This window comes from Kluyvera sp. STS39-E (assembly GCF_040932435.1).
Classification (GTDB): domain Bacteria; phylum Pseudomonadota; class Gammaproteobacteria; order Enterobacterales; family Enterobacteriaceae; genus Kluyvera.
Window position 1 is genome coordinate 189,219 of the sequence record NZ_JBFQGA010000004.1, and the last position, 25,594, is coordinate 214,812.

Below are 25,594 nucleotides of genomic sequence, written 5' to 3' on the forward strand. Positions count from 1 at the left end.
TATTATGCAGGGTAGTTCGGGTGATAACCGTCGGCGGGCAGCGTTAATTAAATGTTACCAGCCAACGAAATTCACTAATAAAAAATCTGTTCTTCCGTGTACAGTAACGATCCAGGCTACGCTTTAATCTGTGTTTATCGCCGAAAGGCGTTATAAAAAGTGATTAATCACCGTTACATCCTGTTCCAGCCTGATAAACGCTGCCACTATAGCCATCGTGATGTTAACAATCTGTGAATTTACTCACAGATTGAAAACGGTTACATCGGATTAACAGATGAGTTCGTGATGGGATGCACAAATTGCCGCTGAGCCACCGAATGGCGACGAACCAGCGTTGGCATAAAACAGTGAGTCGCTTCACCATCTAGCTTCCCAGCCGCCCCCAGAAGCGCCAGTTCAGTCGCTTGTTTTGCCATAGAAACAATTGGGTAGCGGATGGTGGTGAGCTGCGGATCGGTATAGCGGGCGATAGGAATATCATCAAAACCAATCACGGAAACCTGCTGTGGCACGGCAATGCCGTTGTCTTTTAGTGCACTGAGTGCCCCGGCGGCCATGTTATCGTTATAGGCAAAGACAGCGGTTAGCCCAGCGTTGCGCCCGAGCAGTTCAACCATTGCCGCCTCGCCACCCGGCATATCCGGTGAACCGGTGCCCACCCAGCTATCTGGCGCCACAATGCCCTGCTCTTGCAGCGCGCGCATCCACCCTTCCCGACGCAGATCGTTATCTTCAATCTTATGGCTGGAAGCGAGATAGCCGATGCGCTGATGTCCATGATTCAGCAGCATACGCGTGCCCATTAGCGCACCGCTGATGTTGTCGAGGCACACGCAGCGATGGGCGTAGCCCGGCACGACTCGGTTAATCAATACCATGCCCGGCATATGTGCCATAAATTCACTGAGTTCGCGGTCGCTTAAGGCCTTTGAGTGCACGATAAGTGCGCTGCAACGCTGGCGGATCAGCACCTCTATCGCGTGACGTTCTTTTTCCGCTTCGTGATAGCTATTGCCGATGAGGACATACTTTTGATGCTGCTGCGCCACCATATCCACGGCTTTCACCAGTGCACCAAAGAAGGCATCGGACACGTCCATCACCACGACGCCAATCGTGTCGCTGACCTGAGTTGCCAGCGCTTGTGCGTTGGCGTTGGGGCGATAACCTAATGCAGTAACCGTTTTCATCACCACATCACGGGTATCTTGGCTCACTAACGCGCTGTTGTTCAGCACGCGTGAGACGGTGGCAACCGACACCCCCGCCTGACGGGCGACATCACGAATGGTTGTCATACTGACCGTCCGGTAATAAATAGCCGCTATTCACGTTGCACCCCCTAGTCCAGCAAAAGCGCTATTCTGGCAGCGTCTATGCGGCAACTACGTGAGAGAGGTCACATGGCTGGAAACGGTTACACCCGTTTTGTTAATGGTTGTGATCTTGATCGTTATCTAAATGTACTGCGAAATGATATCCCTGACGCACGTGCGGTCAATTGACGCCACAGCCATTCCACCGGCCCCTGACGGAAATTGCGCAGCCAGAGCCACGAGAAAATGAGGTTAACCAGCCAGACCGGTACGACAAACGCCAGCAACGTCAGGCGGTCATACTCCATAAACAGGCCGAAGTGATAGAAGAGCGTGGTGCAGATAAGCGTTTGCAGCAGGTAGTTGGTGAGCGCCATGCGGCCTACGCAAACCACCGCCGCCGCTAGACGAAAGCGGCTAATTTGCGGCCAATAGCCATAGGCCAGCGCCGCATAGCCTAACGTCTGAATTGGGGCGCTGATTTCGCGCGGTGCTTGCAGCAAAAATGCGCACCAGCGATAGTCCCAATTAAGATGCCATTGCGCCACGATTGCCGGGAGATTAATCAACATCCCCAGCGGAATACAGATGGCCGCGCAGCGCCGGTAGTGACGGAGACTGAACTGGCCGGCCAGCCAACCGCTGCGCATTAACGCTGCGCCAATCAGCATCATTCCGGCAAGCTGCCAGCCGTACTGTGCACCCAGCGCCAGTAGGTTCGCCGACAGCATATCGCTGCGGTTGCTGATGGCTTCCATACCGCCGTTAAGTTTCCAGTAGTGTTCATACAGCAGGCTGGAGGCATCCGGTACCCATGAGCGACTCTGCCCGCTATCGGCAATAATCCCCAGCAGTATCAGCACAGCAACGCCCACCGCATAAAGCAGCACGCCGGTATTGAAAAGCGATTTGACCTCTTGCGCTTCACGCACCAATCGCCAGCACACTAGGCCGACCAGCGCGTAGGCCAGAAGAATGTCGCCATCCCAGAACAACAGTCCGTGGATAAATCCCAGCAGCGCCAATAGCGTCAGACGGCTTTGGATCCAGCGCGTCCCTCGCGGCAGCAACAATTGCAGCCCCGCACCAAACAGAAGAGCAAACAGGGTAAGGAATTTGACCTGCGCAAAGAGGTCGAGAATCGCCCACGTCCAAGCATCGCGAGAAGTGATTTCGCCATACCAAGCCGGGTTTAGATAGGCCGCCTTCGGCAGGCCGAAGGCGCTGATATTCAGCAGCAGGATACCGAGTATGGCAACGCCACGAATAAAATCTAGCGTGACGTTCCGCGCCATGTAGGTACCCTGCTTGGTGATTGATTAATTGTGGTGACGTACCGCGCGCAGGAACTCCTGGCGGGTATTCTGGCTGGATTTAAACAGCCCGCCCAGCGACGTGGTGGTAGTGGCGCTGGTCGCGTCACGAATACCGCGCGCTTTGACACAGTAATGCACCGCATCAATAGAAACCGCGACGTTGTTGGTGCCAAGCAGCGTTTGCAGCGCGGTCAGAATTTGCTGCGTCAGACGCTCCTGAACCTGCGGGCGCTGCGCAAAGAATTGCACGATGCGGTTAATTTTCGACAGGCCAATAACCGAATCTTTCGGAATGTAGGCCACCGTCGCTTTGCCATCGATAGTGACAAAATGGTGCTCGCAGGTGCTGGTCAGGGTGATATCACGCACCGTCACCATTTCATCCACTTTCATTTTGTTTTCAATGACGGTGATTTTCGGGAAATTGGCATAATCTAGGCCGGAGAAAATCTCATCCACATACATTTTGGCAATGCGCTGCGGCGTTTCCATCAGGCTGTCATCACTTAAATCGAGATTCAGCAACTGCATAATCTCAGTCATATGACCGGAAATCAGGCTTTTACGAGTTTTATTATCCATTTCGCGCACCGGCGGGCGCAGCGGCGTTTCCAGGCCACGGGCGACCAGCGCTTCATGTACCAGTACCGCTTCTTTACTCAGTGATGACATTTTTTATCTCCTGCAGGTGTGGCGCTTTGCTTTATTGGGGGGCAAAGTTTGTACTCATTGTGCGTGAGGCGACGCACAGAATCCAGTATTCGTAGTGATAATTATTGCAATCGTTATTTTCTGTCAGAGTGAGGTCGTCAGACAGTATGAGGACGGCAATGGCAAGCGGTATCACCACTACAAATGTAAACGCAAAGTTGTCTTTATGATGCAGCATATGATGGTGATGCGGAAGTGAAAGTTACTCACCGCCCATGAATTATCTGTATGATGGAATGACTAATTCTGACAAAAAACGCGAGGATCACGCATGGAAATGCTCGAAGAGCACCGCTGTTATGGCGGCTGGCAGCAGCGCTGGCAGCACCATTCCGCCACGCTAAATTGCCCGATGACCTTCAGCTTGTTTTTACCGCCTGAAGGCAAGAAATCGCCGCCGCCGGTGCTGTATTGGCTTTCGGGTCTGACCTGCAATGATGAGAACTTCACCACCAAAGCTGGCGCACAGCGGGTGGCCGCCGAGCTTGGCATAGTGTTAGTCATGCCGGATACCAGTCCGCGCGGCGAAGGCGTTGCCAACGACGCCGGTTACGATCTTGGTCAAGGCGCAGGATTTTATCTCAACGCGACCCAAGCCCCATGGTCTGCGCATTTTCGCATGTACGACTACCTGCGCGACGAACTTCCGGCGCTGGTTGAAGCACAGTTTAACGTCAGCTCCCGCCGCGCTATCAGCGGTCACTCGATGGGCGGCCATGGGGCGCTGATGCTGGCGCTGAAAAATCCCGGCCGTTATTGCAGCACTTCGGCTTTTGCACCTATCGTTAACCCAAGCCGGGTGCCGTGGGGACAAAAAGCGTTCAGTGCCTATTTGGGGGATGACAAAGCCCATTGGGCTGAGTGGGACAGCACGGAGCTGCTGCTGGCCAGCCAGCCTGCGGATGGGATTCCTATGCTGATTGACCAAGGTGATAGCGACCAGTTCCTCGCCGATCAGCTACAGCCAGCGGTGTTTGCCGAAGCCGCGCGCCAGAAAGACTGGCCGCTGACGCTACGCATTCAGCCAGGCTATGATCATAGCTATTACTTTATTGCTTCGTTTATTGAAGATCACCTGCGCTTCCACGCTGAGTATCTGCTGAAATAACGCGCGACGCCGCCCTGTCGGCAAGCGTGCGCGTAGGCCGGATAAGGCAACGCCGCCATCCGGCACCTGCTTAGGGTGCCGGATAGTGAGCCAATTAGAAGCGGTAGTCCACCGCCATAAAGTAGCGGCGGCCCTCTTCGGTATAGCTGTAATCGTCACGCTTCAGGTCTTTATCACCCAAGTTCAGCACACCGGCACGTAGCTTGACGTTTTTCGTCGCCTGCCATGCACCGCCGAGATCCCAAGTGGTATAGCCGCCAGGCGTTTTTGCCGTATCGCTGGTCGCACGCTGTTTACCGGTATAGCTTGCCGCCAGATAGAACGACCAATCTTCTACCGGCGTCCAGTCCAGACGACCATTCCCGGTATGGAACGGCAGCTCTTGCAACGGTTTATCGCCGCCGTTACTCAAATCGCGGCCATCGTTGTAGGTGTAGTTCAGCGTCATTTTCCACTCATCGCCAAACGGGACTTTCAGCTCTGATTCCACGCCGCGAATCCGCGCCTTGTTGACGTTGTAGTAGGCAAACACCGGAACACCGCCGTCAAAGCCAACAAAGTTCGGGTAGCCAGGCGCGGCATTCCTATCACGGGTGCGGCTGATGTTGATCATATCGTCAATATCGTTTTGGAAAGTGGTGACGTTCGCCTGCACGCCGTCCAGCCAACCTTCTTCACCCTGATAATACAGACCAATTTCATAGCTTTCGCTGGTTTCCGGTTTCAGGTCCGGGCTACCGACGATACGGCAACCGCCGCGGCAGGAGTTCGTCGCCCAGTCCGGGCTAAGCTGTAGCAGCGATGGCGCTTTAAATGCAGTAGCCCAGCCGCCTTTGACCGTTACCGTGTCGGTGGCGTTATAGACCAGATAAGCACGCGGGCTCCAATGGTCGCCATAGGTCTCATGGTCATCCATACGAATACCGGTGGTCAGCGCCAGCGGCTCGAAAATACGCCATTCATCTTCAATAAACAGCGCATATTGGCTGGCCGACGTTTCGCTGCTGTTGCCGCGCGTCAGGTTCACCGGATCGCTAAGCTTATCGTGACGCCATTCGCCACCGAAGGTGACCAGTTGGTTAATCACACCCAGCGGCAGCACGTATTTGCCATCGATGGTGTTGCTTTCCGAGGTAATTTCGCTGGTGTTCCCCGGGTTCTTGTTAACCACTTTTTCACCATAGTATTTCAGCTCGCTGGTGCCCAGATCCCAGCGTCCATTATGGCTTAATGAGTAGTTTTCACGCTCTAGGCGGTTACGGTCGAGCGAGTCAGAATCACGGTCCTGGCGGTCAAAGCCGTAGCCGGCGGTGATGTCGTTATTCTCGTTTGGCGTCCACGCAAACTCGACGTTACCGTCGCGGCTGGTGAAGCCTTCGATACGCGGGGTATCGCCCGTCGCCGTGGTGTTGGAAGTCTGCGGGTCATCTTTCTCGCGTTTGGCGAGGCTACCAAAGGCTTTCATCCCCAGCAGGCCGTCAATCAGCGGGCCGGAGGTATAGAACTGGCCGTTCCAAGTATCGCCGCGGTCACGATGCTCCTGAATGGTGCTGTCAGCGGTGATAGTCCCCGTCCACTTCGCACCAATTTTTTTGGTGATGATATTCACCACGCCGCCTAAAGCATCTGATCCGTACAGCGAGGACATTGGGCCGCGCACCACTTCGATACGCTCGATAGCATCTACCGGGATCCAGTTCAGGTCGAAGTCGTTGTGGCGGAATACGGCGTTACGCGAATTCACGCGCTTGCCATCGATAAGAATCAAGGTATAGCTGCTGTCAAGGCCGCGAATGCTGACGCCCTTACGGTTGTCCCCTTCATTCGTGAGCTGCACGCCCGGAACTTCCTTCAGCACGTCTTTGAGGTTTTGCACCGGTTTACGCTGCAAATCTTCTTGGGTGATGACGCTGATGCTGGCAGGCGCGTCCTTCACGCTTTGCTCGGTGGCAGCGGCTGTCACAACCATAACTTCATTATCATCTGCGGCGCCGACGGGCAGCGCCAGGGACATTACGGACGCGCACAGTCCGCCCCGAACCAAGGGGTTTAACCTAAACATTCCATTTCTCCATGAGGTTAATACTGAATTAAAACAAAGAGGTTTTACTCACACGTGCTGCTTTAAAGCCGTTGACCGACGGCCTATTTTTTTGCAGATGTGGCTAGTCCCCTCGGCCTATAATCCAATAAGGAGAGGAAGTGGCTTCATCCATTTGTATGGGCAGGATGATAAACGTAATGATAACAATTATCAATTAAGGTTGTTTAAAGTTATGTCAAGACGTAATAAACAGTATCTAGATCATAGACAGCGAGCATAAAAAAACCTCTCCGAAGAGAGGTTTTCGCTATTGCAGGTGAACGCTGAATTATTTCTTAAAGCGTTCCGGGAAGTGCATTTCGCTATAGCTAACGAAGTGCGTCCCGCGAGACAACTTATAGCCGAACCAAATAATCAGGAACAGCGGAATACCGATGTAGGTTGCCATGACGCCGCCCCAGTCAATGGTGTCAGCAAGGAACGCTTCATAGTTCTGACCCAAGGTGATAATCAGACACAGAACGAAGGCAAAAATCGGCCCCAGCGGGAAGAACCCGGAACGGTATGGCAGATTGTTCAGATCGTGCCCTTGCATCACGTAGCCGCGACGGAAGCGATAGTGGCTAATAGCAATCCCCAGCCAAGCGATAAAGCCGGTCATCCCAGAGGTATTCAACAGCCACAGGTAGACGGTTTGGTTACCAAACATCGACGTCAGGAAGCACAGGCCAGCAATCACCGTAGTGGCATACAGCGCGTTACGCGGCACACCGCCACGGGACAGTTTAGCGAAGATGCGCGGCGCTTTGCCGTCACAGGCCAGAGTGTAGAGCATACGGGTAGAAGCATACATCCCGGAGTTACCCGCCGACAGCACCGCCGTCAGAATAACCGCATTCATCACCGCCGCCGCTGACAGCAGACCCGCATGCTGGAAGACCAGCGTGAACGGGCTGACCGAGATATCCTTCACGTCGTTGCGCAGCAGGCTCGGATCGGTGTAAGGAATAATCAGGCTGATAATCAAGATGGCAAACACATAGAACAGCAGGATTCGCCAGAACACCTGACGCACCGCGCGTGGGATGTTTTTCTCAGGATCTTCAGATTCACCTGCGGCAATACCAATCAACTCGGTTCCCTGGAAGGAGAAGCCGACGATCATCGCGACACCAATCATCGCCGAGAACCCACCGGCAAACGGCGCATCGCCGGTTGTCCAGTTGCTCCAGCCGACCGGCTGAGCGCCTTTGAAGATACCGAAAATCATCATCACACCGACGATGATAAAGATAATAACGGTGGCGACTTTAATCAGTGAGAACCAGTACTCCGCTTCGCCGAAGCCTTTAACAGAGATGTAGTTCAGCAGGAAGATGACGCACAGGAACAGTGCACTCCAGATCCAGCCCGGCGTGTCCGGGAACCACCAGTTCATGACCAGCTGCGCGGCAACCAGGTCGACGGCAATCGTCACCGCCCAGTTGTACCAGTAGTTCCAGCCCAGCGCGAAGCCGAAGCCTTCTTCAACATAATTCTGACCGTAGGTCGCAAAAGAACCGGATACCGGCATATATGCCGCCAGTTCGCCCAGACTGGTCATCAGGAAGTACACCATCAGGCCAATCAGGATATAGGAAAACAGCGCGCCGCCCGGGCCCGCCTGAGAAATCGTTGCGCCGGAGGCAACAAACAGACCTGTACCGATAGAACCGCCAATGGCGATCATCGTCAGATGGCGCGCCTTGAGTTCGCGACGTAGCGCGGGCGCTTGTGTGGTTTTTGTTTCAGAACCCATGTGAAAATGCTATCCATCCAAAAAATGAGGCGCGATTGTAACAGACGATCCCGCCATCTCACGGCAGAAATGCGCAGTTATAAGAGAGCTTCATGATCGCTCTCATATTATAAGTAAACCAGTCACACCCCGATTGAGATATAGCGCTTAGGTGTTGCAGTAATGCAAAAATCGGTTTAACGCGTTGGAAAGATGCTTCTGCCGATGATGAATGCGCCATAGGGTGCGGCTTAGCGTCGGCAGTGGGATCGTGACTTCAACTAACGAACCCGCCGCCAGCTGCTCCGCTATCACGCGGCGAGACAAACAGCTAATGCCCAAATCGTGGCGTACCGCGTGTTTAATCGCCTCTGAGTTGCCAAGCTCCATCCCCATATGGAACTGTGGCAGATGAGAAAGCAGTAAATAGTCAACGATCTCCCGGGTACCGGAGCCTTTTTCACGAAGGATCCACGGCGCGGCCGCCAGCATATCCAGCGTCACCTCACCCGATAGCCAAGTACTGTTTGGGGCGCAAAAGACCACCAGCTCATCTTCAAGCCACGGCTCAGCGATGATATCTGCCGAGTGACAAGGCCCTTCAATCAGCCCGATATCCACCCGGAAATCCGCCACCGCGTTAATCACGTCTTGGCTATTGCCGACGCTCAGTTCCAGCGGCAAAGTCGGGAAATCTTTGCGATAACGGGCAATCACTCCCGGCAGAATATAGTTGCCGATAGTGCTGCTGGCATAGACGCGAATAGCGCCGTTATCTTCGCGGAACAGCTGTTCTATCTCGGTGGCCTGTTCAAGCAACGCCAACGCTCGCGGGTACAGCAGACGACCGTGTTCATTGACTACCAGTCGTTTACCGACGCGATCAAATAACTGCACGCCAAGCTGACCTTCAAGGTCAGTCAATGCCGCGCTCACCGCCGACTGCGACAGCGCAAGTCTTTGTGAGGCCTGTGTGGTCGAGCCGCTTTTTAGCACCTCGGCAAAAACTTCTAACTGACGCAGCGTGATATGCATAGTTCATCGGCCCGCTTGAGCCGCCCTTACCAGTTATTACGATTAATTATAAATATATAATCAATTTTATCTTTAAACCAGCAAAGCGTAATCTTTTACCCAGACAGAGGAGAAGGTTATGGCACAGGTCACCTTAGATACGCATCATCATCGCGGTATTAAACATTTTATTCCTGGACTGGCGCTGAGCGCCGTGATTACCGGCGCGGCGGTATGGGCTGGCAGTATCCCTGCCATTGCCGGCGCGGGGCTGAGCGCATTAACGCTGGCAATCCTGTTCGGGATGATTATTGGCAACACCGTCTATCCAAAATTATGGCAGTCCTGCGACGGCGGCGTCATCTTCGCTAAGCAGCATTTGCTGCGCCTGGGGATCATTCTGTACGGCTTTCGTCTGACGTTTTCGCAGATTGCTGACGTTGGCGTCAGCGGCATCATTATCGACGTACTGACGCTCTCCAGCACCTTTATGATGGCCTGCTGGTTAGGACAGAAAGTGTTCGGCCTTGATAAACACACCAGTTGGTTGATTGGTGCGGGTAGCAGCATCTGCGGCGCGGCAGCGGTGCTAGCCACGGAGCCGGTGGTTAAGGCAGAAGCCAGTAAAGTGACGGTCGCCGTCGCCACCGTGGTTATCTTTGGTACGCTGGCTATTTTCCTCTATCCGCTGATGTATCCGCTGCTGGCGCACTGGTTTAGCCCAGAAACCTACGGCATCTATATTGGCTCCACGATGCACGAAGTGGCGCAGGTGGTTGCCGCCGGTCATGCCATCAGCCCGGAAACTGAAAATGCAGCGGTAATTGCTAAAATGCTGCGCGTCATGATGCTGGCTCCGTTCCTGCTGATTCTGGCCGCGCGTGTTAAACAGCTGGCACCGGCCAACGCCGAGCAAAAAAGCAAAATCACCATTCCGTGGTTCGCGCTGTTGTTCATCGTGGTGGCTATCTTTAACTCGTTCCACCTGCTGCCACAAAGCGTGGTGCAGATGTTGATTACGCTAGATACCATTTTGCTGGCGATGGCGATGGCAGCGCTTGGCGTCACCACTCACGTCAGCGCGCTGAAAAAAGCCGGTGCGAAACCGCTGCTGATGGCTCTAGTGTTGTTCATCTGGCTGATTGTCGGCGGCGGCGCGATTAACTTCGCTATCCACACGATGATGGCATAATCGAGCACGACGCTCCCCGGCGAACCCGCTATACTCTCCCCTTTTGAGTATGGCGGGTTTAACTATATGAAATACATTGGAGCGCACGTCAGCGCCGCTGGCGGTCTGGCTAACGCCGCCATTCGAGCTGCGGAAATTGAAGCGACCGCATTCGCCCTGTTCACCAAAAATCAGCGTCAGTGGCGCGCCGCGCCGTTAACCACCGAGGTGATTGACGACTTCAAAGCCGCCTGTGAAAAGTATCACTACACCCCGGCGCAAATTTTGCCGCACGACAGCTACCTGATTAACCTCGGGCACCCGGTCGAAGAAGCACTGGAGAAATCCCGTGAAGCCTTTATCGACGAGCTGACGCGCTGTCAGCAACTGGGGCTGACGTTGCTGAACTTCCACCCTGGCAGCCATCTACTGCAAATTGATGAAGACAAATGTCTGGCGCGGATTGCTGAATCTATCAACATTGCGCTGGCGCAAACCGACGGCGTCACGGCGGTGATTGAGAACACTGCCGGTCAGGGCAGCAACCTTGGCTTTAAGTTTGAGCACCTGGCAGCGATTATTGACGGCGTTGAAGATAAATCCCGCGTGGGCGTATGTATCGACACCTGTCACGCCTTTGCCGCAGGTTACGATCTGCGCACCACCGAAGCCTGTGCCGAAACCTTCGCCGAGTTTGAACGCATTGTCGGTTTTCAGTATCTACGTGGTATGCACCTCAACGATGCCAAAAGCGAATTTGGTAGCCGCGTTGACCGCCACCATAGCTTGGGCGAAGGCAACATCGGTCACGATGCGTTCCGCTTTATCATGCAGGACAACCGCTTTGACGGTATCCCACTGGTACTGGAAACCATCAATCCGGATATCTGGGCAGAAGAGATTGCGTGGCTGAAGGCGCAACAGACGCAAACAGTGGAAGCCTAATCATGAATGACAGGGAAAAGCAGATACTCAAGATCCTGCGTCGCAACCCGCTGATCCAACAAAATGAGATCGCGGATATTTTGCAGATAAGCCGCTCTCGCGTGGCGGCGCATATTATGGATCTGATGCGTAAAGGGATGATCAAAGGTAAGGGCTACATCCTCACCGAGCAGGAGTACTGCGTCGTAGTGGGCGCCATCAATATGGACATTCGCGGCATTGCGGATATTCACTATCCACAGGCCGCCTCTAATCCAGGCAACATCCGCTGTTCCGCCGGCGGCGTGGGTCGCAACATTGCCCACAACCTGGCGCTGCTGGGCCGCGACGTGCATCTTATCTCCGCGGTCGGCAGTGATTTTTACGGCGAAACGCTGCTGGAACAGACCCGCCAGGCCGGTGTAAATATCTCCAGCTGTATTCGACTGCATGGGCACAGCACCGCCACCTATCTCTCCATTGCCAATCAGCAGGAAGAGACGGTGCTGGCGATTAACGACACCCATATCCTCGAGCAGCTCACCCCGCAGCTACTGAACGGCTCGAGAGAGCTGATTCGTCACGCGGGCGTGGTGCTGGCGGACTGCAATATGACGCCGGAAGCCATTGAGTGGGTCTTTACCATTGCCGATGACATTCCGGTCTTCGTCGATACCGTGTCTGAGTTTAAAGCCGCCAAAATCAAGACCTGGTTCTCGCGCATTCATACCCTGAAACCGACTCAGAAAGAGCTGGAGATCTTATGGGGTCAGCCTATCGTTTCCGAGGCCGACCGCATTCAGGCCGTTAATAGTCTGCATCAGCAGGGCATTCAGCATATTTTTGTCTGCCTAGAAGATGAGTCCGTCTTCTGCAGTGAGAAAGACGGCGAGCAGTTCGTCTTGACGCCACCAGTCCATCCCGTCGTCGATAGCTTTGGTGCCGATGACGGCTTTATGGCGGGACTGATTTACGGTTTTCTGGAAGGGAACGAGTTTCGCGAGCGTGCGAATTTCGCCATGGCCTGCGCTGCGCTGTCGCGTGCCAGCGTCAGTATCAATAACCCCACGCTCTCCGCTGACAACGCAATCTACTTATTGCAAAACGCCCAGGCATAACGCTTGGGCTTTCGCGGCTGTAATAATTACGACAGCCCGATAAAGAACCCGGCGATGGTGGCACTCATCAGGTTAGAGAGCGTCGCCGCCGCCAGCGCGCGCATCCCCAGTTGCGCAATTTCTGGTGCCCGTTGAGGGGCAACGGCAGAAAATGCGCCCACGACAACCCCGATAGAACCAAAATTGGCAAATCCACACAGCGCGAACGAGATAATCGCGATCGTCTTCACATCCAACGTACCGCCAGTCTGCAGATACGGCGAGAAGTTGAGATAAGCGACAAATTCGTTGATCGCCAGTTTCTGCCCAATCAGGCTGCCTGCCAGCGTCGCGTCGCTCCAGTCAACGCCCATCAGCCAGGCCAAAGGGGCAAGAAGCCAGCCAAAGATCCCTTCGAGCGTAGCGTGACCAAAGCCGAACCAACCACCGATGCCACCGATAATACCGTTGATCAGCGCAATAATCGCCACAAAAGCCATCACCACCGTCGCCACACCGGCGGCGATTTTCAGACCCGTCATCGCGCCGCTAGCTGCCGCTTCGATGATGCTTTTAGGCGGGGTTTCCGTAAACGACAGATTTTCAAACGTCACCTGCGTTTCTTCCGTCGCTGGGCTTAACATACGGGCGAACAGAATTCCTCCGGGGATCGCCATTAAGGATGCAGCCAACAGATAATCAATGGGTACGCCCAGACCGGCATAACCGATCATGGTTGAACCGGCAATGGAGGCCATCCCACTGCAAATAGCGGTAAATAGCTCATTACGATTCAAGCGGTTCATAAAAGGCTTAACAATCGCCGGGATCTCGTTTTGCCCGAGGAAAATGGTGGTGACCGCCACAAATGATTCGATCTTACTGATGTTCAGCGCTTTCTGGAAAATACCGCCAAGAATGCGGATTAATCCCCCCATTACACCGATGTAATACAACAAACTTACCAGCGCGGTAATAAAAATAATCGCCGGGAGTACGCGAAAGGCAAACACAAATCCAGCGCCATCAAAAACCCGATCCATTTTCGGCCCCACCAGCGAACCAAAAATAAAAGCGCTCCCGGCGTCGCTATAGGTCATGACCCTATGTACCCCCAGCGCCGCCTGCTCGGCCAGCCATTTGCCTGGCGGAAAGTAGAGCATTACGCCACCAATGGCAAACTGCAGCACCAGCGCCGCTCCAACCGTACGCAAGCTGATATGCTTTTTATTTACCGACAGCAGAAACGCAATTGCCAGTAATACCGCCATCCCCAGAACACTTCTCATTATGTCCATAATGATATTCCCATTAGGCCAGGTCTGAACTCGTTACGGGCTACTGCTCACTGCCCATCGGTGTTAACTGGCCTGTACCCTCAGATACAGACCCGATTTACAGTCAGAGATAGCGACGCACGCACGCTTCCACGAGATCCCAGAACCAGGCGGTATCAATGGTAATGCCGACCTTCGTGTTTGCAGGTTTTCCCAGTACCCCTAGCTCATCACAGACGGTACGGCCATAGCACGGCCCACTGTTAACATCGACTTCGACGTACATGTCCTGTGTTTTGATCCCCTGAGGATTAATGAGATAGCCGATACAGGTTGCGTCATGTACCGGGCCTCCGGCCAGACCATAGTTTTCGAACTGTGTTTTGAGGGTGAAATTCATGATGTCGCTGAATAACTGCCCCGCCGGACCACCTGCTTTCTCCATTCTGGCAATCACATCGGCGGTACAAACGGTCTGGTTAGTCAGGTCAAGCCCCATCATCACCAGCGGCACACCGGAGGTGAAGACCACGCGCGCGGCCTCCGGGTCAGCGAAAATGTTGAATTCGGCGGAAGGCGTAAAATTGCCCGTCCCGTAGGCACCGCCCATCAGGACAATCTCACGGATTTTCGGCAAAATGGCAGGCTGCATTCGCATCGCCACAGCAATATTGCTTAACGGACCAACCGGAACCAGCGTAATATCACCATCGCTTGCCATCAACGTGTCAATAATATATTTCACTGCATGGGTCGTTTCTGCTTCACGGGTTAGTGGTTCAAATACCGGGCCGTCCAGACCCGATTCACCGTGAATATTATCTGCGACAATCTGTTTACGCATTATTGGTTGCGGCATCCCCGCATAAACTGGCACATTAATATTGAGTTTCTGACAGACATTTAACCCATTCACTAGTGTCTTATCCAGCGTCTGGTTTCCAGCAACAATGGTAATACCCAGCAAATCAATTGCCGGGTGCCTTGCTGCCATCATTATTGCAATAGCATCGTCGTGTCCTGGATCGCAATCAAGAATAATTTTTCTTCTTTCCATTTCTTATTTCCTCTGCTCGCTGGTAGGGTATTTTCGTCTTATTAAAAGAACAAAAGCATGACGATGCTAGAATCATAACGACAGAAATCGTATGCTGAATATGAGAAATCTCATACTAGGAAAGCACAGTGAAAGAAATCCAAAATGACGTTCTCAGGCAGCAACTGATCGGCTGTTCCGGCTATACGGAGTGCTTCTCTGTTGATGTAAGGAGTGATACCCGCTTATTCCATATTGCAGCCGGAGACTACATTGTGCGGGAGGGAAACCAGCCGTCTTATCTGTTCTACTTGGCGCGCGGACGAGCCAAGCTGTACGCGACATTATCCAACGGCAGAGTGTCGTTGATTGACTTCTTTGGTGCGCGATGTTTTATCGGTGAAATTGAATTGGTTGATACCGATCACCAACCTCGCGCGGTTCAGGCAATTGAAGAATGTTGGTGCCTGGCGTTACCCATGAAACAATATCGTCCCCTGCTATTAAACGATGCTGTTTTTCTGCGCCAGCTTTGTGTCGCATTGAGCCATAAAAACTATCGTAATATTGTCTCATTGACGCAGAATCAGTCATTCCCATTAATCAACCGCCTGTCGGCCTTTATTTTACTGACACAACATGATGATCTTTATCACGAAAAACATACACAAGCAGCAGAATATATGGGGGTAACCTATCGCCATCTATTATATGTTATTGCACAATTTACGCGAGAAGGCCTATTGGTAAAACAAAAGAATGGCTATGCCATTAGAGATAAAAAGAGAATGATCGCGCTGGCGCTTGAGATGGAGCCAGAGAATAAATTTATTGATTTACTGAATTAATAATGGCGCGCCAACAGAAGTTAACGCGCCTTTATTTTATGCCAGTCCGATAAAGAATCCGGCGATGGTGGCACTCATCAGGTTAGAGAGCGTTGCCGCCGCCAGCGCCCGCATCCCAAGCTGGGCGATTTCCGGCGCACGCTGCGGCGCAATGGCGGAAAATGCCCCCACCACCACGCCGATAGAACCAAAGTTGGCGAAACCGCACAGGGCGAACGAGATAATCGCAATCGTCTTCATATCCAACGACCCACCCGCCTGCAGATACGGTGAGAAGTTGAGATAGGCCACGAACTCGTTGATTGCCAGTTTCTGCCCGATCAGGCTGCCAGCCAGCGTCGCATCGCTCCAGTCGACGCCCATGATCCAGGCAAGCGGCGCCAGCACCCAGCCAAAAATCCCTTCAAGCGTCGCGTGACCGAAACCAAACCAGCCGCCAATGCCGCCGATAATACCGTTAATAAGCGCAATAATGGCGACAAAAGCCATCACCACCGTTGCGACGCCTGCCGCAATTTTCAGGCCGGTCATCGCCCCGCTCGCCGCGGCCTCAATGATGCTTTTTGGCGGCGTTTCGGTAAATGATAGGTTCTCGAAGGTGACGGTTGATGCCTCGGTTGCCGGGCTCAGCATACGGGCAAACAGGATCCCACCGGGAATAGCCATCAGCGATGCCGCCAGCAGGTAATCAATCGGCACTCCCATACCCGCATAGCCAATCATCATCGACCCTGCGATAGACGCCATACCGCTACAAATTGCGGTAAACAGTTCATTGCGGTTCAGGCGATGAATAAACGGTTTGACGATCGCCGGGATCTCATTTTGCCCGAGGAAAATGGTGGTCACGGCCACGAAGGACTCAATTTTGCTGATGTTCAGCGCTTTCTGGAAGATACCGCCGAGGACGCGAATCAGCAGCCCCATCACGCCAATATAGTAAAGCAGGCTGATAAGCGCGGTAACAAAGATAATGGCAGGCAGCACGCGGAAGGCGAAGATAAAGCCCGCGCCGTCAAAGAGAACATCCATCTTTGGCCCCACCAGCGAGCCAAAAATAAAGGCGCTGCCTGCATCGCTGTAGGACATCACCTTATGAACGCCCAGCGCGGCTTGCTCAACCAGCCATTTTCCCGGCGGGAAATAGAGCATAATGCCGCCGATGGCAATTTGCAGAACCAGCGCAGCGCCAACGGTACGCAGGCTGATACGTTTTTTATTCACTGACAGCAGAAACGCGATTGCCAGCAATACCACCATACCCACAAGACTTCTCATTATATCCATAATGATTTTCCCTTCATGCCCGGAAACCCGGCGTAAACGCCAGGTTTTGGTATGCTTGATATTCGCGGGCGACCGCAGACTGCCCGTGAAGTTAAGTTACGCGAGGCGCTGATATTCCTTCGCGATGTCACAGGCCAGTACGGCGTTGTTGAAGACCAGTTGAATATTGGATTTCAGACTATCGCCTCCAGTGAGCTCCGCCACGCGAGCCAGCAGGAACGGCGTGCTCTCTTTGCCCACAACCCCCTGCTCTTCCGCTTCCTTCACCGCCCTGTCGATGGCGGCATTGATCTCTTCTTCCGCCATCGCAAACTGTTCTGGGATAGGGTTAGCAACCACCAAGCCACCGTTCAGGCCGGCCTGCCATTTCACCGCCATCGCCCGGGCAATCTCTTTAGCGCTGTCGAGACGAATGCTGACTTCAAACGGGCTGGTGCGGCAGAAAAATGCTGGCAACGATTTGGTTTGATAACCAATAAGCGGCACCCCATAGGTCTCCAGATATTCGGTGGTTAACCCCAGATCAAGAATAGATTTTGCCCCCGCGCAAATGACCGTGACGTTGGTATGCGCTAATTCTTGCAAATCTGCAGAAATATCAAATGAATGTTCCGCTCCGCGGTGGACGCCACCAATACCACCCGTTGCAAATACTTTAATTCCCGCCAGTGCGGCAATAATCATGGTTGAAGCCACGGTGGTTGCTCCATTTTTTCCGGCAGCGACAACGAATGGTAAATCACGGCGACTTACTTTTGTCACGTTGTGACCTTCACGGCCTAATAATTCAATTTCCGTCTTACTCAATCCGACTTTCATTATGCCGCCAATAATGGCGATGGTGGCTGGAACTGCGCCATGCTTACGAATTGTTTCTTCCACCTCAATAGCAGTTTGCGCATTTTGTGGGAAAGGCATGCCGTGAGAAATAATCGTCGACTCAAGCGCGACAATTGGTTTCTTGCTATTTAAAGCTTCCTGTACTTCAAGGGAAATCTGTAATAATTCAGATGAAAGCGTTAATTCAGACATTCTATGTTCTCCACTAACGATGTAACGTTCGAAATAGATAAATTAGGATTATTGGTATACTCACTAGCCAGCGCCATTGCGGCACAGCCCTGAGCAAATCGAACAGAGTCAATAAATGGCACGTTGTCCACCCAGCAAGAGGCCAGCCCGGCCATCATGGCGTCACCGGCGCCGGTCACATTGATGACGTTGGTTTTTATAGGGCGCGACCAGCCAGTTTCACCATGAATATCGCTGTAATATACGCCGTCGCCTCCCATGCTGAGCACCAGCCGATTAAGCCCGCGTTCATGGAACCATGCTGCGACTTTCCCAACATCTTCTCGCCCAGACAGCGCGATGCCGCTTAGCGTTTCGGCTTCCAGTCGATTGGGTTTCAGCGTGTGGATTTGGCCCAACCGCTCGCGGATTTTGACGCATTTCCATGCTGAAACCGGATCGACAAACACCGGCGTCGAGCCCGCATTTTCCACAACCCATGCCAGTGCCTCTTCGCTAATATTGCAGTCGGCGACAATCACCTTTGCACCGCGAATAAAATCAGCATGCTGCGCTAAAAACGCCGCAGAAATATGGTCGGTGATATCCATATCATTAATGGCGACCAGCATTTCACCGGTATTATCAAGCAAGGATAAATAACTTGATGTATTTTCACCGGAAACAATCTGACATTTATCAACATGTACACCTGGCTGACGGGTTTGGGCCAATAATGATTGCCCATAAAAATCACTGCCAACGGCTGTTAATAACCATGATGGTTTTCCCAGCAGCGCGAGATTATGTGCGATATTGCGCCCGACGCCGCCGGGAGTGAATTTTATTTTCCCAGGATTTGAATCCGCATAGTTTAATGACGCATGCGAATAACCAGCCACATCTATATTGGCAGAACCAATAGTGACAACATATTCCTTTTTACACATGGCACGTCCTCTGACAATAAATTGTCATGATAATGAGTTCGTTAGCAACGTTGGTATCGAAGATAGATATTAGAGCAAATGTTCATTATTAAACATGTGTTCATGATAGGCGTGTTTTAGATAAAGTAAATCCATCTCACTAAGCGAAAGTGAATAGATATGAGAGGGGTCACAGATTTTGGCTGATACTGGCTGAAAGCGAGGAGAAAATTGAAAGATAGGGCGCAAATTTTAAAAATAAAAAAAGGGCAGAGATAACTCTGCCCTTAAGGTCGAGATGAACTTACGCTTGGTTAGCGACTGCTTCCGGGCGTTTCAGCACCGCGTAAGACAGACCCGCCACCAGCGTACCGACGACAATCGCCACCAAGTAGCCCAGCACCGGCGTAATGGCGCCTGGAATCAGCAGGACAAACAGACCACCATGTGGTGCCATCAGTTTTGCACCGACCAGCATCGAGATTGCGCCGGTCACCGCACCGCCAATGATACAGCATGGCAGAACGCGCATCGGGTCACGAGCAGCGAACGGAATCGCACCTTCGGAGATAAAGCACAGGCCCAGAACCAGCGCTGCTTTACCACCTTCACGTTGACCTTTGTCGAACTTGTTGCGGGCAACCAAGGTCGCAATACCCATCGCCAGCGGTGGCACCATACCGGCCGCCATAATCGCCGCCATCGGCGCGTAGGTTTGCGTACTCAGCAGGCCAACACCAAAGGCGTATGCTGCTTTGTTCACCGGACCACCCATATCGGTACACATCATCGCACCAAGGATTGCGCCCAGCAGTACCGCGTTCGCCGTACCCATGGTTTGCAGCCAGTGGGTCAGCCAGTTCAGCAGTGCCGCAACCGGGGTACCAATCAGGTAGATCATCGCCAGACCAACAACCAGACTGGAAACCAGCGGGATTATCAGAATGGGTTTGAGCGCTTCCATGCTTGGCGGCAACTTCAGTTTGGTACTGATAAATTTCGCCGCATAACCCGCGAGGAAGCCTGCAATGATACCGCCAATAAAGCCGGAACCACCGCTCACCGCCAACATACCGCCGATAAGACCTGGGGTCAGACCCGGACGGTCAGCGATGGAGAAGGCGATGAAACCGGCCAACACCGGCACCATCAGCGCAAAGGCTGAACCACCGCCGATCTGCATCAACGCTGCTGCCAGCGTACCTTTCACTTCAAAAGCTTTAATGCCGAATGCGAAGGAGAGCGCAATACACAAACCACCCGCCACCACCATTGGCAGCATGTAAGAAACACCGGTCAGCAGGTGACGATACGCCCCGCCGCCGCTCTCTTTCTTCGCGCCTTCTGTCGATGCTTGCTGTCCGGTTGGCTGATATGGCTTAGCTTCAACCATCGCCTTATCCAGTTCCTGCGCGGTTTTCTTCAGCGCAAGGCCTGTGGTGGTGCGATACATTGGCTTACCGGCAAACTTCGCCAGATCCACTTCAATATCCGCCGCCACAATCACCAGATCCGCATCCGCCACTTCTTCCGGCGTAATCGCATTCCCGGCGCCCACGGAGCCACGGGTTTCCACTTTCACCCACAGACCGCGTTTTTTGGCTTCGGTTTCAATCGCTTCCGCCGCCATGAAGGTATGTGCCACGCCGGTTGGACAGGCGGTGACGGCAACAATACGCTTCACCGCACCGGGAGCCGTTGGCTCGGCCTGAGCCGGGGCTTCATACGGTTTTGCATGCGCTTTGGCTTCGCTCAGGAACAGCTCCGGGTGTGAAACCGCGCGGTTGATGTCGCCTAAGTAAACCTGTTTACCCACCAGCGCACTGTCCGCCGGTAAAGTAGAGCCCAAAACGACCGCCAGCTCAGCGTCATTCGGGTTATCAATCAACTCCAGACGCGCTTTTGGCGCGGCTGTACCCAGCAAGGTCTTCGCCATGTAAGCACGAGCCTGCCCGAGTTTAGCATCGATAATCAGCAGCGTTTTCATACGCCTCTCCCGCTGTTAGTTAAAGGGTTTCAGGTCGACACGCGCCATCATCGCGGCCAACTGGGTACGGTCGGTGATGCCGACGTTGCTCTGGCTAACAGCCAGCGCCGCGACTGCCGTTGCAAGACGGAGGGTATGCTCACTGGATTCACGCATCAGCAGGCCATAAATCAGGCCGCCAACCATCGAATCCCCAGCACCAACCGTACTGACAACTTCCATTGAAGGCGGTTTGGCAATCCATTCACCTGAAGCATTAACCCACAGCGCGCCTTCAGCACCGAGTGAGATAACGACGTGGGCGATACCCTGCTCACGCAGCGCGTGTGCGGCTTCAATGACATCTTTCATTTCAGGCAGCTTGCGGCCTGCCCAGATTTCCAACTCGCGACGGTTCGGTTTCACTAACCACGGCGCAGCTTTAAGGCCCGCCACCAGCGCTTCACGGCTGCTGTCGAAAATAATGCACGGACATTGGCTGCGCAGACGCGTCATCCAGTCGGTGAATGCTTCCGGGCTAACGCCAGCCGGCAGACTGCCGCTGACGCACACCATATCGAACTGACCCAGCCAGCTAAGGGAGTCGTTAACAAAACGTTCCCAGTCGGACGGCGTGACTTCAAAGCCAGAGAAGTTGAAATCGGTCACTTCGCCATCTTTTTCGGTCAGCTTAACGTTAATACGAGTACGGCCCTGTACGACCTGAAAACGGTTAGCAATGCCCAGTTCGCTGAACAACTGCTGAAAACCGTCCTGATTATCTTTGCCAAGGAAGCCGCCGACGGTCACGTCGATGCCTAAATCCTTCAGCACTTTCGCCACGTTGATGCCTTTACCTGCCGCATGCAGTCCGGTAGTGCGAACCAGGTTCACTTCCCCGCGTTCAACTTCTGGCGTAAACCCTACCAAATCATAGGCTGGGTTTAAGGTAATTGTGGCTACTCTTCTGCTCATTTATGCGCCCTCCCCTAGGCCTGAAGCAATTGCTTCGCCAATGGCGTCCAGCGCCTGACGAGCATCATCGCCCTGGGCGGTAAAGCGCAGACGATGACCTTTCTTAACACCCAGTGCGACCACCTTCATCAGGCTGCGGCCGTTGGCTGGTTTACCGCTGCCATCAAGGTTGGTCACGGTAATGTCACTTCTAAATTGTTTAATAGTGTTCACCAGCATGGTGCCCGGACGCGCATGCAGACCGTGTTCGTTACGAATCACAAACTCTTCGTTCAGCACGTCTTCAGCCGCGGCGTCATCGCTGGTCAGCAGCGCCAGCAGCGTAGCAGCATCAGCTTTCAGCAGACGTTCAGCTTTGTTATCCAACAGCAGATTTACCAAGCGATTCAGTACGGCTGTCGGCTGCGCATCGGCCATGGCAACGGTAATCAGCACGGCGGCTTGTTCTTCGCCTACGCTAAACGGCGCGGCTGCTCGGCTGACCGCAATAGCGCTGCGCAGGTTGCCTTCCGCGCTGTCGCTAAGCCAGATACCCTGGCCCAGATTCAGTGGCTGTTCGTTAATCACACGCGCCACGAAGTTGGCATCTACCGCATTTGCTTCTTTCAAACGTGCAGCATTCAGCGCCTGCAGCGCTACCAGCGAGCTGGCGGCAACATCCAGTGAAAGCGTTTCGTTATCGAGTTTCAGCGCTTCGCTAAGCTTCTCGCCCATCAGCAATGCGCGCAGCTCTTCAGCGGTGGTCGCGGTTTTCAGCTGTTCAGCTACGTCGTCATCACTCAGCACGTGCGTCAGTTGACGCAGCAGGCCAAGATGTTCGTCGGAGCTGGCGGCAATACCAATGGCGACATACGCTGTCTGCCCTTCACCCCAGGTAACACCCTGCGGAAACTGATAAACCTGTACGCCGGTTTTCAGCACCTGATCGCGGGTATCAGTAGTGCCGTGCGGAATGGCAATGCCATTGCCGAGGAAAGTCGACGTTTGTTGCTCACGCGCCAGCATGCCGGCAACGTAACCATCAGCAACATTGCCAGCGCTAACCAGCGCCGCAGCAACTTGCCGAATAGCTTCTTCTTTATTCGCGGCCTGCTGGCCCGGATGAATATCCTGAACAGTTAACTGGAACATGGTTCCCCTCGCTTTTCGAATTGAATCGATTCAGCTCTTGTGAGAAAAAACCGTCGCACTTAGCGTGATTGATGCTGAAGACGACGCTGAAACGTTTCAATAATCTTGTGCCTTTCTTAACCAGACGGCAAGCTAAGCAGCAAACTTGATCGCAAAAATCAGATCTACAGCACATTTCATTAGCATTATTGCCACAACTGCTGACGCTAAAGGTGAGCGTCGTCGAGCGCGTCAGCAAGACGTAAGCTAAATTTTTGAAATGGCCTTTTAGTTTTTAGTGCCGAATTTGATTTAGGTTACTGTTCATTTTCTGAGTCGCGGCGTAAACTCCCCCGCCTCTTCTAAAGTGACCGATAAAACAACATGCAAAACAGTACCGCCGCCACCCCACGGCGATCGTTTGATTTCACATCTTCTTCGTTCCTGATTGTCGCGTTTTTAACCGGCATTGCAGGCGCCCTACAGACACCAACGCTCAGCCTGTTTCTCAGCAACGAGGTTCATGTTCGCCCGGCGATGGTCGGATTCTTCTTTACCGGTAGCGCGGTTATCGGCATCTTCGTCAGCCAGTTTTTAGCCAGCTATTCCGATAAACGCGGCGACCGTAAAAACCTCATCGTCTTCTGCTGCTTGCTGGGCGTGCTGGCCTGCATGCTATTCGCTTGGAACCGTAACTACTTTATTTTGCTGTTTGTCGGCGTTTTTCTGAGCAGCTTTGGTTCGACCGCTAACCCGCAGATGTTCGCCCTTGCTCGCGAACATGCCGACAAAACGGGCCGTGAAGCGGTGATGTTCAGCTCGATTATGCGTGCTCAGGTTTCGCTAGCGTGGGTTATCGGACCGCCGCTAGCCTATGCGCTGGCGATGGGATTTGGTTTTACCACCATGTATCTGTCAGCCGCTGTGGCCTTTGTGGTGTGTGGCGTGATGGTTAGATTTTTCTTGCCAACCATGCGTAAGGAACAGGCCACCGTCAGCGGTGGCATTCAAGCGCCGCGCTCTAACCGCAAAGATACCCTGCTGCTGTTTGTCATCTGCACCCTGATGTGGGGCACCAACAGCCTGTATATCATCAACATGCCGCTGTACATCATCAATGAACTGCATCTGCCGGAAAAGCTAGCGGGGATAATGATGGGAACCGCCGCCGGGCTGGAAATCCCAACCATGCTGATTGCAGGTTATTTTGCCAAGCGCCTAGGTAAACGTCTGTTGATGCGCATCGCAGCGGTCGCGGGCCTACTCTTTTATATTGGTATGCTGACGTTTAGCAGCCCAATGCTGTTGCTGGCGATGCAGCTGCTGAACGCGATTTATATTGGGATCCTCGGCGGGATTGGCATGCTCTATTTTCAAGACATGATGCCAGGACAGGCAGGCTCGGCGACCACGCTGTATGCCAACACCTCGCGCGTAGGCTGGATCATTGCAGGTTCGCTAGCCGGTGTCGTGGCTGAAATCTGGAACTACCACACCGTCTTTTGGATTGCGCTGGCGCTGTGTGTCGGCACTCTGCTGTGCCTAATAAGAATTAAAGACGTTTAGGGCGCAGTCAGCATTTCAAGTTCCAGTAACCAGGTCATCGCCTCGATACGGGTTGTGCCGCACATATCACGCGCAGGCTGCAACCCTGCGCACACTTTTGGCCGTAGAGGCGAAGCAAAGATTTTACAGCGCTGGTGTTCATCGAGCTGTATGCAGGGCGTGTTGGCCGGTTTGCCGTCAGGCATGCCGGGAATCGGGCTGGAAATAGAGGGGGCAGTGCAGCAAGCGCCGCAGTCAGGACGACATTCCATCATGGGCTCTCGATTCTGGGATTAAGTCAATGGTGGCGCACAGTACCACCTTTTAGTCAGAGATGGCAAAAGCCTTTAATTCCGCTTGCCTGAAACGCCCGTCACGAGTAATTTTACGCGATATTTTCGATACCCTTTTTCACAGGATAATTGCAATGCCAAGAGCGAACGAAATCAAAAAAGGTATGGTGCTGAATTACAACGGCAAGCTGCTGATTGTAAAAAATATTGATATTCAGTCACCGAGCGCCCGCGGCGCAGCAACGCTGTACAAAATGCGTTTTTCCGACGTCAGCACCGGGCTGAAAGTCGAAGAGCGTTTTAAGGGCGATGACATGGTCGATACCGTGACCTTGAATCGCCGTTTCGTTGACTTCTCCTATATTGATGGCAACGAATACGTGTTTATGGATAAAGAAGATTACACACCGTACATCTTCGCCCACGATCAAATTGCCGATGAGCTGCAGTTCATCCCAGAAGGCGGCATGCCTGACATGCAGGTTCTGCTGTGGGATGGCCAGGTTCTGGCGCTTGAACTGCCGCAGACCGTAGATCTGGAAATCGTGGAAACCGCTCCGGGTATTAAAGGCGCATCCGCCAGCTCCCGTACCAAACCCGCCACCCTGACCACCGGTCTGGTTGTGCAGGTTCCTGAGTACCTGACCACCGGCGAAAAAATTCGCGTTCATATCGAAGAAAAACGTTATATGTGCCGCGCGGACTAATTCGCGCTCTACGGCATATCCGGCTGTGCGCTCCTTGGCGCCTGATGGCGCTTCGCTTATCAGGCCTACGGGCGCAAAAAAGGGCAGCCATTTGGCTGCCTTTTTTATGATAGTGCGCGCCTCGAGGCT

The 25,594-nt window shown here is 53.3% G+C and carries 22 protein-coding genes; 7 read left to right on the forward strand and 15 right to left on the reverse strand.

Going from position 1 to position 25,594, the window contains the following annotated elements; genetic code table 11:
- Positions 1–260: 260 nt before the first annotated feature.
- The 3 genes from galS to folE form a co-directional block, all read right to left on the reverse strand.
- Entirely contained in the window at positions 261–1,301 is a 1,041-nt protein-coding gene (galS, locus tag AB4K05_RS10270) for an HTH-type transcriptional regulator GalS (protein WP_368479884.1), read from the reverse strand.
- A gap of 155 nt (positions 1,302–1,456) precedes the next feature.
- Positions 1,457–2,614: a DUF418 domain-containing protein YeiB gene (gene yeiB / locus AB4K05_RS10275; RefSeq protein ID WP_368479885.1), complete on the reverse strand. Its 1,158-nt coding sequence runs from the start codon at positions 2,612–2,614 to the stop codon at positions 1,457–1,459.
- A gap of 24 nt (positions 2,615–2,638) precedes the next feature.
- Positions 2,639–3,307 (reverse strand): GTP cyclohydrolase I FolE, encoded by a 669-nt coding sequence (folE, locus tag AB4K05_RS10280; RefSeq protein ID WP_368479886.1) that lies wholly within the window; start codon positions 3,305–3,307, stop codon positions 2,639–2,641.
- Positions 3,308–3,617: 310 nt separating this feature from the next.
- On the opposite strand from folE, the gene fghA reads away from it, so the two are divergent.
- Positions 3,618–4,454: an S-formylglutathione hydrolase gene (fghA, locus tag AB4K05_RS10285; RefSeq protein ID WP_368479887.1), complete on the forward strand. Its 837-nt coding sequence runs from the start codon at positions 3,618–3,620 to the stop codon at positions 4,452–4,454.
- A 94-nt stretch (positions 4,455–4,548) separates the two neighbouring features.
- Here the strand turns inward: fghA and cirA are convergent, their stop codons facing one another.
- The 3 genes from cirA to yieE form a co-directional block, all read right to left on the reverse strand.
- Positions 4,549–6,516, reverse strand: coding sequence for a catecholate siderophore receptor CirA (gene cirA, locus AB4K05_RS10290; RefSeq protein WP_368479888.1), 1,968 nt, complete (start codon positions 6,514–6,516; stop codon positions 4,549–4,551).
- Positions 6,517–6,826: 310 nt separating this feature from the next.
- A complete protein-coding gene (locus AB4K05_RS10295; RefSeq protein ID WP_368479889.1) occupies positions 6,827–8,296 on the reverse strand; it encodes an amino acid permease in 1,470 nt (489 codons plus the stop codon).
- 147 nt (positions 8,297–8,443) lie between these two features.
- On the reverse strand, positions 8,444–9,310 hold the full coding sequence (gene yieE / locus AB4K05_RS10300; RefSeq protein WP_368479890.1) for a DNA-binding transcriptional regulator YeiE: 867 nt from the start codon (positions 9,308–9,310) through the stop codon (positions 8,444–8,446).
- A gap of 118 nt (positions 9,311–9,428) precedes the next feature.
- On the opposite strand from yieE, the gene AB4K05_RS10305 reads away from it, so the two are divergent.
- From AB4K05_RS10305 to AB4K05_RS10315, 3 genes are all read left to right on the forward strand, one after another.
- Positions 9,429–10,481: a YeiH family protein gene (locus AB4K05_RS10305; RefSeq protein WP_368479891.1), complete on the forward strand. Its 1,053-nt coding sequence runs from the start codon at positions 9,429–9,431 to the stop codon at positions 10,479–10,481.
- A 66-nt stretch (positions 10,482–10,547) separates the two neighbouring features.
- On the forward strand, positions 10,548–11,405 hold the full coding sequence (gene nfo, locus AB4K05_RS10310; protein ID WP_368479892.1) for a deoxyribonuclease IV: 858 nt from the start codon (positions 10,548–10,550) through the stop codon (positions 11,403–11,405).
- A 2-nt stretch (positions 11,406–11,407) separates the two neighbouring features.
- Positions 11,408–12,502: a sugar kinase gene (locus AB4K05_RS10315; RefSeq protein WP_368479893.1), complete on the forward strand. Its 1,095-nt coding sequence runs from the start codon at positions 11,408–11,410 to the stop codon at positions 12,500–12,502.
- Between the two features lie 26 nt (positions 12,503–12,528).
- Here the strand turns inward: AB4K05_RS10315 and AB4K05_RS10320 are convergent, their stop codons facing one another.
- A complete protein-coding gene (locus tag AB4K05_RS10320) occupies positions 12,529–13,779 on the reverse strand; it encodes a NupC/NupG family nucleoside CNT transporter (protein ID WP_368479894.1) in 1,251 nt (416 codons plus the stop codon).
- A 103-nt stretch (positions 13,780–13,882) separates the two neighbouring features.
- Positions 13,883–14,815, reverse strand: a complete 933-nt coding sequence (gene rihB, locus AB4K05_RS10325) for a ribosylpyrimidine nucleosidase (protein ID WP_368479895.1) — start codon at positions 14,813–14,815, stop codon at positions 13,883–13,885.
- A gap of 128 nt (positions 14,816–14,943) precedes the next feature.
- On the opposite strand from rihB, the gene AB4K05_RS10330 reads away from it, so the two are divergent.
- Positions 14,944–15,642 (forward strand): transcriptional regulator YeiL, encoded by a 699-nt coding sequence (locus AB4K05_RS10330; RefSeq protein WP_368479896.1) that lies wholly within the window; start codon positions 14,944–14,946, stop codon positions 15,640–15,642.
- A 36-nt stretch (positions 15,643–15,678) separates the two neighbouring features.
- On the opposite strand, the gene AB4K05_RS10335 is transcribed toward AB4K05_RS10330, so the two are convergent.
- The 6 genes from AB4K05_RS10335 to fruB all read right to left on the reverse strand — a co-directional run bounded on the left by AB4K05_RS10335 (position 15,679) and on the right by fruB (position 22,941).
- Complete coding sequence (locus AB4K05_RS10335) at positions 15,679–16,929, reverse strand: NupC/NupG family nucleoside CNT transporter (RefSeq protein WP_368479897.1); 1,251 nt, start codon at positions 16,927–16,929, stop codon at positions 15,679–15,681.
- Positions 16,930–17,025: 96 nt separating this feature from the next.
- Positions 17,026–17,961, reverse strand: coding sequence for a pseudouridine-5'-phosphate glycosidase (locus tag AB4K05_RS10340; protein ID WP_368479898.1), 936 nt, complete (start codon positions 17,959–17,961; stop codon positions 17,026–17,028).
- On the reverse strand, positions 17,949–18,890 hold the full coding sequence (locus tag AB4K05_RS10345; protein WP_368479899.1) for a pseudouridine kinase: 942 nt from the start codon (positions 18,888–18,890) through the stop codon (positions 17,949–17,951). Before AB4K05_RS10345 ends, AB4K05_RS10340 begins: the two co-directional genes overlap by 13 nt.
- 283 nt (positions 18,891–19,173) lie before the next feature.
- Positions 19,174–20,856, reverse strand: a complete 1,683-nt coding sequence (gene fruA / locus AB4K05_RS10350) for a PTS fructose transporter subunit IIBC (RefSeq protein WP_368479900.1) — start codon at positions 20,854–20,856, stop codon at positions 19,174–19,176.
- A 15-nt stretch (positions 20,857–20,871) separates the two neighbouring features.
- Positions 20,872–21,810, reverse strand: a complete 939-nt coding sequence (gene fruK, locus AB4K05_RS10355) for a 1-phosphofructokinase (protein WP_185666893.1) — start codon at positions 21,808–21,810, stop codon at positions 20,872–20,874.
- Positions 21,811–22,941, reverse strand: coding sequence for a fused PTS fructose transporter subunit IIA/HPr protein (gene fruB, locus AB4K05_RS10360; RefSeq protein WP_368479901.1), 1,131 nt, complete (start codon positions 22,939–22,941; stop codon positions 21,811–21,813). It abuts the gene before it with no gap.
- A gap of 363 nt (positions 22,942–23,304) precedes the next feature.
- On the opposite strand from fruB, the gene setB reads away from it, so the two are divergent.
- Positions 23,305–24,486 (forward strand): sugar efflux transporter SetB, encoded by a 1,182-nt coding sequence (gene setB / locus AB4K05_RS10365; protein WP_368479902.1) that lies wholly within the window; start codon positions 23,305–23,307, stop codon positions 24,484–24,486.
- Here setB and AB4K05_RS10370 read toward each other — a convergent pair.
- The gene (locus tag AB4K05_RS10370) at positions 24,483–24,737 is read right to left on the reverse strand and encodes a YkgJ family cysteine cluster protein (protein ID WP_368480156.1); all 255 of its coding nucleotides are present in this window, start codon (positions 24,735–24,737) and stop codon (positions 24,483–24,485) included. The genes setB and AB4K05_RS10370 overlap by 4 nt on opposite strands.
- Before the next feature lie 155 nt (positions 24,738–24,892).
- On the opposite strand from AB4K05_RS10370, the gene yeiP reads away from it, so the two are divergent.
- Positions 24,893–25,465, forward strand: coding sequence for an elongation factor P-like protein YeiP (gene yeiP / locus AB4K05_RS10375; RefSeq protein ID WP_061279423.1), 573 nt, complete (start codon positions 24,893–24,895; stop codon positions 25,463–25,465).
- The last annotated feature ends 129 nt before the right edge of the window (positions 25,466–25,594 follow it).

Bases quoted from the DNA above. Each gene is read 5' to 3' on its own strand.
- AB4K05_RS10305 (WP_368479891.1), top strand. From the start codon at position 9,429: ATGGCACAGGTCACCTTAGATACGCATCATCATCGCGGTATTAAACAT.
- fruA (WP_368479900.1), bottom strand. From the start codon at position 20,856: ATGAAAACGCTGCTGATTATCGATGCTAAACTCGGGCAGGCTCGTGCT.
- yeiB (WP_368479885.1), bottom strand. From the start codon at position 2,614: ATGGCGCGGAACGTCACGCTAGATTTTATTCGTGGCGTTGCCATACTC.
- rihB (WP_368479895.1), bottom strand. From the start codon at position 14,815: ATGGAAAGAAGAAAAATTATTCTTGATTGCGATCCAGGACACGACGAT.
- fruK (WP_185666893.1), bottom strand. From the start codon at position 21,810: ATGAGCAGAAGAGTAGCCACAATTACCTTAAACCCAGCCTATGATTTG.
- setB (WP_368479902.1), top strand. From the start codon at position 23,305: ATGCAAAACAGTACCGCCGCCACCCCACGGCGATCGTTTGATTTCACA.
- fghA (WP_368479887.1), top strand. From the start codon at position 3,618: ATGGAAATGCTCGAAGAGCACCGCTGTTATGGCGGCTGGCAGCAGCGC.
- nfo (WP_368479892.1), top strand. From the start codon at position 10,548: ATGAAATACATTGGAGCGCACGTCAGCGCCGCTGGCGGTCTGGCTAAC.
- AB4K05_RS10370 (WP_368480156.1), bottom strand. From the start codon at position 24,737: ATGGAATGTCGTCCTGACTGCGGCGCTTGCTGCACTGCCCCCTCTATT.
- yeiP (WP_061279423.1), top strand. From the start codon at position 24,893: ATGCCAAGAGCGAACGAAATCAAAAAAGGTATGGTGCTGAATTACAAC.
- yieE (WP_368479890.1), bottom strand. From the start codon at position 9,310: ATGCATATCACGCTGCGTCAGTTAGAAGTTTTTGCCGAGGTGCTAAAA.
- AB4K05_RS10340 (WP_368479898.1), bottom strand. From the start codon at position 17,961: ATGTCTGAATTAACGCTTTCATCTGAATTATTACAGATTTCCCTTGAA.
- folE (WP_368479886.1), bottom strand. From the start codon at position 3,307: ATGTCATCACTGAGTAAAGAAGCGGTACTGGTACATGAAGCGCTGGTC.
- AB4K05_RS10295 (WP_368479889.1), bottom strand. From the start codon at position 8,296: ATGGGTTCTGAAACAAAAACCACACAAGCGCCCGCGCTACGTCGCGAA.
- AB4K05_RS10335 (WP_368479897.1), bottom strand. From the start codon at position 16,929: ATGGATATAATGAGAAGTCTTGTGGGTATGGTGGTATTGCTGGCAATC.
- cirA (WP_368479888.1), bottom strand. From the start codon at position 6,516: ATGTTTAGGTTAAACCCCTTGGTTCGGGGCGGACTGTGCGCGTCCGTA.
- AB4K05_RS10345 (WP_368479899.1), bottom strand. From the start codon at position 18,890: ATGTGTAAAAAGGAATATGTTGTCACTATTGGTTCTGCCAATATAGAT.
- galS (WP_368479884.1), bottom strand. From the start codon at position 1,301: ATGACAACCATTCGTGATGTCGCCCGTCAGGCGGGGGTGTCGGTTGCC.
- AB4K05_RS10320 (WP_368479894.1), bottom strand. From the start codon at position 13,779: ATGGACATAATGAGAAGTGTTCTGGGGATGGCGGTATTACTGGCAATT.
- AB4K05_RS10315 (WP_368479893.1), top strand. From the start codon at position 11,408: ATGAATGACAGGGAAAAGCAGATACTCAAGATCCTGCGTCGCAACCCG.
- fruB (WP_368479901.1), bottom strand. From the start codon at position 22,941: ATGTTCCAGTTAACTGTTCAGGATATTCATCCGGGCCAGCAGGCCGCG.